The following is a 9,537-nucleotide window of genomic DNA, read 5'->3' as shown; positions in this document are numbered from 1 at the left end:
CATTATATTTTAAACTGTTATTAGAGACTTTGAACTGCTCTCCTAATTCGGAAGTGATATCTTCAATTGTTGATTTTTCATTATTACTGGTAGTATTTGTATTTGATTTTAATTCAAATTGAATTTCATATGTATTTCCAGTTAACTCTTTAGCTATTTGCGAAATTAAATCTTTATAAGACTTTTTAACCCACTCTTGTTGGAATTCGTTTTCAAAATAAATGATCAATGAATCTTCATTTATTCTAGCTGTCGTTTCTTTGACCCAAGTTTCATATGACGGTCTCGAAATTTTTAATTGTATTTTATCTTTTATTTTATTCCAAATTGTTTTTGATTCCTCTTGTCCGGAAGTACGTTGATTATTTTGCACGTGATGAACCTGTGCTTTAGAAGTAGCGCTTGATTCTATTTCGAACCAAATTTGATATTCTTTATCAGTTATTTTCTGTACGGTACTTGAAATTATATTTTTATACTCCCCTTCAAGCAAGTCACGATGAAACGCATCTTCACAAAAGATTATTAATTTATTATCTTCTATCGTAGCATTTGTATTTCTAATCCACGTCATAAATGTTTTCTCTGCTAATTTTGGTCTTAACGCTTTCTTTACTTCATCCCAACTACTAAGCCTTGCTTTTTGAATATCTTTCAACTTAGATGGTTCGCCATTACATAGATCAAACTGAATTTCAAACGTCGTATTAAACATTTCTCTTAATGTATTAAATACTAATTCTTTATAATGAGATTCTAACCAGTCACGTGCAAATTCATTTGGACAATAAATTGTTAATATATCATCCTCTAAATAAACAGTAGTATTCGTAAACCAAGTTTCATATGATGGTTTTGAAATTTGCGGTCGAATTTTTTCCTTGACTTCAGTCCAATTTATTTTCATAATAACTCCCCTCTTCTTGCAGATCTCTTTCATATAGCTTAATAATATTACGCCTTTCCAATAAATAAAGTCAATCCGTATCATGAATAAAATGAAAGCAGCCCTGCTATATACAGGACTGCTTCTTTATATAATTACATTTCTTTCTCAAATAATCTCCCTTTTCTGAAATAAGACCGGAGTGTGGATCGATTAGCTAAAAATACACCAACCAAAATGAAACATGCACCTATTCCCATTGTAGGGTTTAAAGGTTCTCCTAATATAATATATCCTACTATAATAGCAATTAACGGTGATACGTATAACCATGTTGACGGGAATACAGGATTTGTTTTTGATAAGAGCCAATAATATAATCCGTGCCCACCAATTGATCCGATAAAGATAAGATATAAAATAGGCCACTGTACACTCCAAGAAGCTAGTGTAGTTACATTCGGTTGTTCTACTATGACAGACACGATTAGTAGTAAAACGCCTCCGTAAAACATTTGAATACCATTAATAAGAAATGGCGATACACTTTGTAAATCCGAAAGTATTTCTTTTGAGTAAATAGAGCCTATTCCGTAAAATAATTCTCCTATTATTAAAACAAAACAAGCGATACTCCATATAAAACTTACTTCTTGGTGCATTCCTGGTAAAGAAACAAAAACAACGCCTATTAGCGCAATGATTAAAGCAAGAAGTTGCTCCTTTTGTAATTTTGTCTTATTTCTCTTTGTCTGTAATAACAAAATCATCATCGGTCCTGTAGCAGATAGCACAGCAGCTAGCCCTGAAGAAATATATTGTTCCGCCCAGTACAAACTTGCGAATGTCATAAACGTTAAGCAAAAACCAGCATATATAATACGTTTTGAAAATATATGTGGCATAATTTCTTTTCGCTTTAGCTTAAATATAATCATTAAGATTACTCCCGCTAGAAAGAAACGAATTCCTGCCGAAAATAATGGGGGTGCACCTGCTTCAATTCCGATTTTTATTGTTAAAAATGTTGTTCCAAAAATTATACATACTAAAATATAATTGAAAATGACCATTTTTCTTCCTCCTTTTTACTCTTAACATGAGTATAGAAGGTATGGTGTATAACAGTGTATTTATGTATATAACAGTTTCCTAAAATCGTAGTTGATTCTCTTTATATTTTCCGCTTAAATTAAATAAAAAAGAAAAAGGTGAAACCATGAAGATTGTCCTTCGTAAAGAATCTAACATACCGTATTACCAGCAAATATATATGCAAATCGTTGAAAGAGTACAAAGCGGCATGCTTTCACATGGTGACTCACTTCCATCTTTACGCTCGATGGCCGAAGATTTACAGATTAGTCTATTAACTGTTCGTAAGGCGTATAAACAGCTAGAAAAGAAAGAATATATACGAATTGAACAAGGTAAAGGGGCTTATATACAAAAACATGTAAAGAAAAATTTCAAAACAATTCCGTATAAATGGCAACAAACGAAAACGATTAATGTTATGCGATCTCAATATGCAATGAATCAGCACCGGAAATATTACGATTTTTCACAAGCGATTTTATATCCTCGTTTATTGCCAAATCCATTCTTGGCAGACGAAATGCATAAAATACTTAATAAAGACCAGATGATTCTAGCAACTTATGGACCAGTTCAAGGAGATTATGAATTGCGAGTTGAAATAGCAAATCACTTAAATGAACACCAGAAATTATTGACAGATCCATCTCAGTTATTAATTACAAGCGGAGCACAACAAGGAATTGATTTAATTGCTCAAACACTAATAAAACCTGGTGATATTGTATTAGTGGAAAGTCCTTGTTATAGTGCTGCGCTTGATATTTTCATCAATAAAGGGGCTCGAATTATACCTGTTTCTCTTGATAATTATGGAATTCGCTCTGACTTAATCGATGATATTTGTCAAAGTAAAAATCCCGTTTTATTGTATACGAATCCAACTTTTCAGAACCCAACAGGTTCAGTAATGAGTAAAGAACGGAGAATGGAACTTATAGAATTGGCAGAGCTATATGAGTTTTTTATCATTGAAGATGATTCTTTCGGTGAAATATATTTTGAGGGCGTGACTGTTCCCCCTCCTATTAAAAATTTTGATACAAACGGTCACGTAATATATATAAAAGGATTTAGTAAAACGTTAGCACCAGGACTGCGTATCGCATCACTTATTGCCGATGGCCCTATTTTCGAATGGTTATATGCTGTAAAAGGTTCAATGGATATCGGTAGTCCTTTATTAACACAAAAAGCACTTCTACCATTTTTACGTGCAGAACGTATGAAAAATCATTTAGAAAAATTACGTACGGCTTTACAAATTAGACGTGATATAACGATTGATATGTTATCACCACTTAAAGAAATGCACTTTGAAATACCAAATGGCGGCTTTAATTTATGGATTACTCTTCCTGATTCGATAGATCCCTTTACCTTATTACAAAAAGTAAATGAAGTAGATGTGTCTTTTTTACCAGGTACAGCTTGTCTATTAAATCCCGAAACAAATAATAATCATTTAAGAATTAGCTATTCGATGTTAAATGAAAAAGATATGATAATTGGATTAGAGAGATTACATGATATAATGCGAAAGTTTATGCTATAAAAGCAAATGCCCCAAAATATTTTTGGGTATTTGCTTTTTATTACATAAAACTCACCATATAAATAATATTTTCATTATCATTCCATTTTAATTACAATCTTACCTCTAACATGCTGACCTTCACTCAAAATATGAGCTTCTCTAATCCCTTCCTCACTAAACGGCATAACTTTACTTATAATTGGTTTTACTTTTCCATGTACAATTAAATCTGATAATGCTTCTAATTGTTTTCCACTTGGTTTTAGCCATAAAAAACCTGATTTTATCTCTTTTACTTTTTGAATTGGTTCATGGACAATCGAAACTAATACACCACCAGGTTTTAAAATCTGAAAGCTTTTTTCTTGTACTTCCCCACCTATTGTATCTAATACAATATCAAAATCTGATAGTAATTCTTCAAATTTATCTTTTTTATAATCAATAACGAGATCTGCCCCTAAAGACTTTAAAAACTCTTCATTCTTACTACTGGCAGTTGTCGCAACAAAAGCTCCAAATGATTTTGCGATTTGGATTGCCAAACTTCCAACTCCACCAGCTCCAGCATGAATAAGTACTCGGTCATGTTCTTTTATTTTTGCGTAATCTACAAGACTTTGCCATGCAGTAAGTCCTGCAAGAGGAATAGAAGCTGCCTCTTCAAAACTCAGATTTGTAGGCATATAGGATACTAAATCCGATTTTACTGTAATGAATTCAGCATAAGAGCCCTGCCCTATATTTTCAGGTTTCGTATACACCTTATCTCCTATTTTGAAACATTCTATCTCTTCCCCAACTTCTTCAATAACTCCTGCTACATCTAGCCCTAAAATAATTGGAAATGAAAAACGCAACTGTTCTTGTAAGTCTCCTTTTCTTATTTTCCAATCAACAGGATTAATAGATGTTGCGAGAATACGTATTAATACCTCATTATTCTTAACAACTGGTTTTAAAACTTGTCTTTCTTTTAATTCTTCAACACTACCATATTGATCTATAACAATTGCTTTCATTTCCTCTCCTCCTTACTGTTTATTTTAATAACATACAAATATTTCTCAAAATTTTTTTCCTTAAATTATCATAAACTTATTTTTGGGGGTAATTATGCAAGAAACATAGAAAATCTTACACACACCTTAGAGTCATTCAAAATTGTGTTTTTATTTAAATTCAAAAGAAATGGAGAGAACTCTATGACTGAAAAGATATTTAAAATAAACGGGATTGATATATGTACAGAAAGCTTTGGAAACCCTAAAAATCCAGCTATTTTATTAATTATGGGTGCTACGTGTTCAATGGTTTATTGGGATGAAGAATTTTGTGAACAGTTGGCGAATAGCGGGGCATTTGTTATTCGTTTTGATAACCGTGATGTGGGACGCTCCGTCGCATATGAACCTGGAACTTCTAATTATTCCGTTACGGATATGGCTGAAGATGCAATTGGGGTACTTGATGCTTATCATATTGACAAAGCACATCTATTTGGTATGTCTTTAGGTGGTATGATTGCTCAAATTGCTGCTGTAAAACATCCCGAAAGAATTTTATCGTTAACATTATTAGCTACAAGTATAATAGGCTCTGACGATAACACGCGCGATTTACCTCCGATGGATGAAAGAATTTTAACACATCACGCAAATGGCACACATTTAGATTGGACAAACGAAAAAGTTGTAGCAGAATATTTAGTTTCAGGGTCCCGTCTATTATGCGGGTCCAAACGAACATTTGATGAAAAAAGAGTCTATAATCAAGTAAAACAAGAAATTAAACGAGCTAACAATTTATTAAGCATGTTTAATCACGGTTTACTTCAAGGCGATGATGCATATGAAGGGGTGCTTCACTCCATACAAGCACCTACATTAGTCATTCACGGAACAGACGATACCGCACTCCCTTTTGAACATGGTCTCGCACTTATTGATGAAATTCCTAATTCAGTTCTATTAACACTTGAAGGCGCTGGACATGAGATTCATCCTGATGACTGGGAAGACATCATTCATGCTGTTACTGAACATACAGCTAAAATAATAGAAAAATAATGCATAGGAGGAGCACACTGCAATTTGTGCCCCCCTATCTTTACATTTAAAAAAGCCCATCACTGTATCCGTATGTATAGTGATGGGCAATACTTCTATTTTTCTATGTTTAAAAAAACGGACAATCTAATTGGTCAACAGCTTCCCATGATTTTTTTTTTATATTATCGGTGGATTTATTTGCTTCTAGTGGTACACTTTTAAAAGGATTAACTTCTACTTTTAATAAGGATGATGGCTCCACGTATAACGAGAAAACATGGCTACTTGGTATAGCTTTTGACACATCAATATCTCCTACTTGTTTAAAAAGTTGCTGCGCTGCAAAGAAAAAGAAGTTGGTTGGATTTGATTGTTTATTCAGCCAAGCAAGCATTTCAGGTGATACTGACTTATGAATATTAATTTTTACTCGGTCACCACGTTTATATCGCCTAGATCGCATACTTCCACCAACTAACTTATTGTTAAGTTTGTAAATCCTAACTCTTTTTGCTTATGCTCTCTATATTTTGGCGAACAAGTGTAGACTAATAATCCACGTGCATTTGTAAATAATGGATTATCTACAAAGATTACATTTGTTAAACGCCCTTTTTGTTTTAAAATCATTTTCAGGCTATTTTTTATGATAACTGCGCCCCCGCCATAAATAAATACATATGGATCGTCTTTCATATCATCAATTTTGTTAATAATATCCGTTGCAACACGCGCTGCTAAACCTAATAGTGCTGGTTGTGATTCCTCAACTAATAATGCATTTCTAGGATGTTTATCATTTAAATAAATTTGATTGAATTCTGTAATACTATCAATTGTCTTTGTTGGATACTTCCGGTTCCATCTCGTAATAATTTGTAGTAACGTTTCTTTCACACCGTACGATAAACCCTTACTTAGTTGTGGTCTAAAGTTTACACCTAGTGAAACGACTTCTTCTGTTGTCCCTGCACCAATATCAAAAGATAATAATGTTTTATCAACAAAATCAATTTCTGACACTTTATTTTGTTCACATTCTATTTTATGTTTTACAACATTTCCTTCTTCATCATATACAATGCCCCACGTCCCAGAAGCACCTTCAGGTAGGCATTTACAATATTCGATGGAAATATTAATTGTAACATCACGTCCGTTTGGATAATGGAACACAACCTTATGATTCCCCATATAACGTTTCGCATTTTCCGCAGCTATTTCTTGTGTAATAAGCTGCATAGGGAGAGCAACAGATAAATCATAACGAATGTTAATATGACTAGAAGTTGGACTTTGACGCATAGCACTCACCGCTAAACCAGATAGAATCGTAATAACCATTAACTCATCAGTTGACTTATTCGATTTCTTCTCAACTTCAGTACCTTTTAATTGATCTTGAATGACTTTTTCTCCAACGATATACCGCACATTATTTAACATTAACGATGGAGAACTAATGGTCACGTCAATGTGATTTTCTAATTCAGATAATGAAACATCTCCCTCATCTAACAATCCTGTAGGCTCTCCTATATATAAAGCATATATACTCGGAATAAAAATAGGATCTTGCCCTTTCACCATTAACTTCAAACCATTATTTCCTGCATCAGCACCAGCTTTTAAAAGAATAGACATAACTACCCCCTAAATTAATCTGACATCCCTTCCAAATATATGCGAGCCCATTCTTTTACATTCAAATGTAATGTAATTTTTTATTAATCGCAAAAACAAAACATTATATTATTACACCTTTCATGTAAAAAACATTTGACATGAAAGTTTCCCAATTTTATACTATAGATGTAAAGAGTATTTTACAATTATGGAGGTGCTATTTCTAAATTGAATCATAAAAAATTTATTTTCATGATTATCGTTTTATCATTAATCGTAGTTCTCATACATGGGGCATATAAATATGTAACGGAAGGTTCGATTTTAGGAGGAACAATATTCGCTTTTTCGTTAATTATCGGTAATTTAATTAATCAAATTACTTGGGGAGATCCAAACGGAATATCGAAAGAAAGCCAAGATGAAATGGGCCAGCAAATCAAATATAAAAGTTTTAAAGTTGCTTATTTTGTACTTATATGCCTTATGTTTTTTATTTTAATAGTATCAGAAGGATTTGCCTTCCTATCACTTGATGAAATAAAGAATCTGCCTCTTTTTATCGTCATTTGCTCTTCATTCTTTATTTATCCTATTGTCGAACTTATAGTCGTAAAACAATATAAATAAAAAGATGAGATTTTCTTTATACAGAAAACCTCATCTTTTTATGTTTACATCCCCTCAACTATCGCTTTTAATTTATTCACAGTCCGCCAATTCCTTACTGTAGCTGGTGTATGTAACTTCTGAAACTGATTCATTAATTTTGAATTTCGAATGCTATTTTTGAAAAATAAATACACAACTTCTTCATGTATATAACAATCTTCAGTCTCATTTTTTTGCATAAGTAGCTGATCTTTTTCTAATTCAGAAAGTTCATTTGCTAAGAAGGCAACATGTATACTTTCGCCTTTTCGCAATGAATCGACTTCATAGGGGCATCTTTTTATAATATTTATAAATTCCTCATGTTTTCTTAACATAACCGGAACATCAAAACCAAAAACATTTTTAATTTCAGATTGTATTCGTTTTTTTAGAAAATCAATATCTTTTTCAGATTCGAACACGATATTACCACTTTGAATATATGTTTTTACTTGTTTTAGCCCTATTGATTCAAACGTTTGTTTTAAATCAGCCATTTTAATTATCTTATGACCGCCTACATTGATTCCTCTTAGTAGTGAAATATAAATTGTCATAGCAATCCTCCACATTTTAATGAACTGAACAATTGAATTGATTTTCATCCTCATATTTCTCAAATATTTGTTTTAATTCCTCTAACATATCATGTATAGATAATACCTCAAAAAAAATGATAGATTCACTTGAAAAATGATGATGATATTGATTCGGTTTACAATGGACTAAATCATTTTTATAATTCCAAAATTGCTTGTCTAATTCATCAATCAGTTTAAAATGTTCCTCATCTATTTTATGACAATGATTTCTTAATATTGAAATTATAGAATGAATTGTTCGTCGTAAAATCTCTTTTTCATTTTGCGACCAGTCACATGTTTCAATTGGTGCTCGAGCTAGATTATCAATATGATAAATAATTTGCTGTAATAAATGAAGTTGCTTTTGTACAAGTAAAAAACTTCTCATTTCTTTTTTTGTATGTCGATGATATTTCCAATCTTTTTGCTCATATTGAACAAATTGTACCGCTTTATGTAATAATAAATTCACTTTAGATAGATTATGAGTTGTCTCTTTGGTTATCACTTTCCCTTCAATTAATGCATTAAGCCATTCCTCCATAATATGTGCCGTTTTAACAAATAGCTCCTCTGTACATCCCGAAATTGTTTTAACATAATGTGGTGGTAAGATGAAAAAATTTACTAAAGTAGACACTATAATACCAGTAGATGTAGTAGCTAATCGAATTAAAAATGCAGTAAAATAGTGATCTGCCGTAATTGGGATCATTGCAACAGCAGTTAATGTTGCAACTAACGTTCCCGCATGTAACTTTAGTTTTTGACATGTAACGATTGTAAACATCGCTGCTAACGCATAAGAAAGCGCCTGATGACCTAGGAAAAATGTGAAAGTCATTGCATACGCTGATCCAATTGTTGAAGCTGGAAAGCGAACCAGTCCTTTTTTTAGAGAATCCGTTGCAGTTGGCTCAATCGTTACAATTGCGGTGATAACAGCAAATATAGTTGGAATATTGAAAAATTCACAAACTAGAACTGTAAGAAAAACCGCAATTCCTGTTTTTATCACCCTTCCACCAATAATATTCCATTTTCTAACTTGATTCATTTTGTATTTCCTTCATTTCTATTTCGTTTATTTATATATTCTAC

Annotated in this window: 10 protein-coding genes; 3 read left to right on the top strand and 7 right to left on the bottom strand. The window is 32.3% G+C overall.

From position 1 onward, the window contains the following. A partial coding sequence (locus MR079_RS02205; protein WP_242293401.1) for a DnaA N-terminal domain-containing protein occupies positions 1–907 on the bottom strand: 907 nt, incomplete at its 3' end. Between the two features lie 134 nt (positions 908–1,041). Beyond that, positions 1,042–1,959 carry a DMT family transporter gene (locus tag MR079_RS02200; protein ID WP_242293400.1) on the bottom strand — a complete coding sequence of 306 codons (918 nt, stop codon included), beginning with the start codon at positions 1,957–1,959 and terminating at the stop codon, positions 1,042–1,044. Between the two features lie 146 nt (positions 1,960–2,105). Between MR079_RS02200 and pdxR the strand changes: the two genes are divergently transcribed. Further along, positions 2,106–3,539, top strand: coding sequence for a MocR-like pyridoxine biosynthesis transcription factor PdxR (pdxR, locus tag MR079_RS02195; protein ID WP_139865775.1), 1,434 nt, complete (start codon positions 2,106–2,108; stop codon positions 3,537–3,539). Positions 3,540–3,616: 77 nt separating this feature from the next. Here the strand turns inward: pdxR and MR079_RS02190 are convergent, their stop codons facing one another. Beyond that, positions 3,617–4,543, bottom strand: a complete 927-nt coding sequence (locus MR079_RS02190) for an NADP-dependent oxidoreductase (RefSeq protein ID WP_139865776.1) — start codon at positions 4,541–4,543, stop codon at positions 3,617–3,619. Between the two features lie 183 nt (positions 4,544–4,726). On the opposite strand from MR079_RS02190, the gene mle reads away from it, so the two are divergent. Next, positions 4,727–5,590 carry a BCA family alpha/beta fold macrolide esterase gene (gene mle / locus MR079_RS02185; protein WP_242293399.1) on the top strand — a complete coding sequence of 288 codons (864 nt, stop codon included), beginning with the start codon at positions 4,727–4,729 and terminating at the stop codon, positions 5,588–5,590. 109 nt (positions 5,591–5,699) lie between these two features. Here the strand turns inward: mle and MR079_RS02180 are convergent, their stop codons facing one another. Next, positions 5,700–6,035, bottom strand: a complete 336-nt coding sequence (locus MR079_RS02180; RefSeq protein WP_029438566.1) for a hypothetical protein — start codon at positions 6,033–6,035, stop codon at positions 5,700–5,702. Positions 6,036–6,046: 11 nt separating this feature from the next. After that, positions 6,047–7,216, bottom strand: coding sequence for a ParM/StbA family protein (locus tag MR079_RS02175; RefSeq protein WP_000025611.1), 1,170 nt, complete (start codon positions 7,214–7,216; stop codon positions 6,047–6,049). A 210-nt stretch (positions 7,217–7,426) separates the two neighbouring features. Here MR079_RS02175 and MR079_RS02170 point away from each other — a divergent pair, with 210 nt between their 5' ends. Next, positions 7,427–7,828: a hypothetical protein gene (locus MR079_RS02170; protein ID WP_242293398.1), complete on the top strand. Its 402-nt coding sequence runs from the start codon at positions 7,427–7,429 to the stop codon at positions 7,826–7,828. Positions 7,829–7,872: 44 nt separating this feature from the next. Here MR079_RS02170 and MR079_RS02165 read toward each other — a convergent pair whose 3' ends face one another. Together MR079_RS02165 and MR079_RS02160 are read right to left on the bottom strand one after the other, a co-directional pair. Next, a complete protein-coding gene (locus MR079_RS02165) occupies positions 7,873–8,409 on the bottom strand; it encodes a DUF1697 domain-containing protein (RefSeq protein WP_242293397.1) in 537 nt (178 codons plus the stop codon). Between the two features lie 16 nt (positions 8,410–8,425). Then, on the bottom strand, positions 8,426–9,493 hold the full coding sequence (locus MR079_RS02160) for an aromatic acid exporter family protein (RefSeq protein WP_242293396.1): 1,068 nt from the start codon (positions 9,491–9,493) through the stop codon (positions 8,426–8,428). Positions 9,494–9,537 lie beyond the last annotated feature (44 nt).

Origin of the sequence: Bacillus cereus group sp. BfR-BA-01381 (assembly GCF_022663555.1) — a bacterium.
Lineage (GTDB): Bacteria > Bacillota > Bacilli > Bacillales > Bacillaceae_G > Bacillus_A > Bacillus_A pacificus.
The sequence above is the reverse complement of the archived record's forward strand: the minus strand, read 5'-3'. Positions and strand labels throughout refer to the sequence as shown.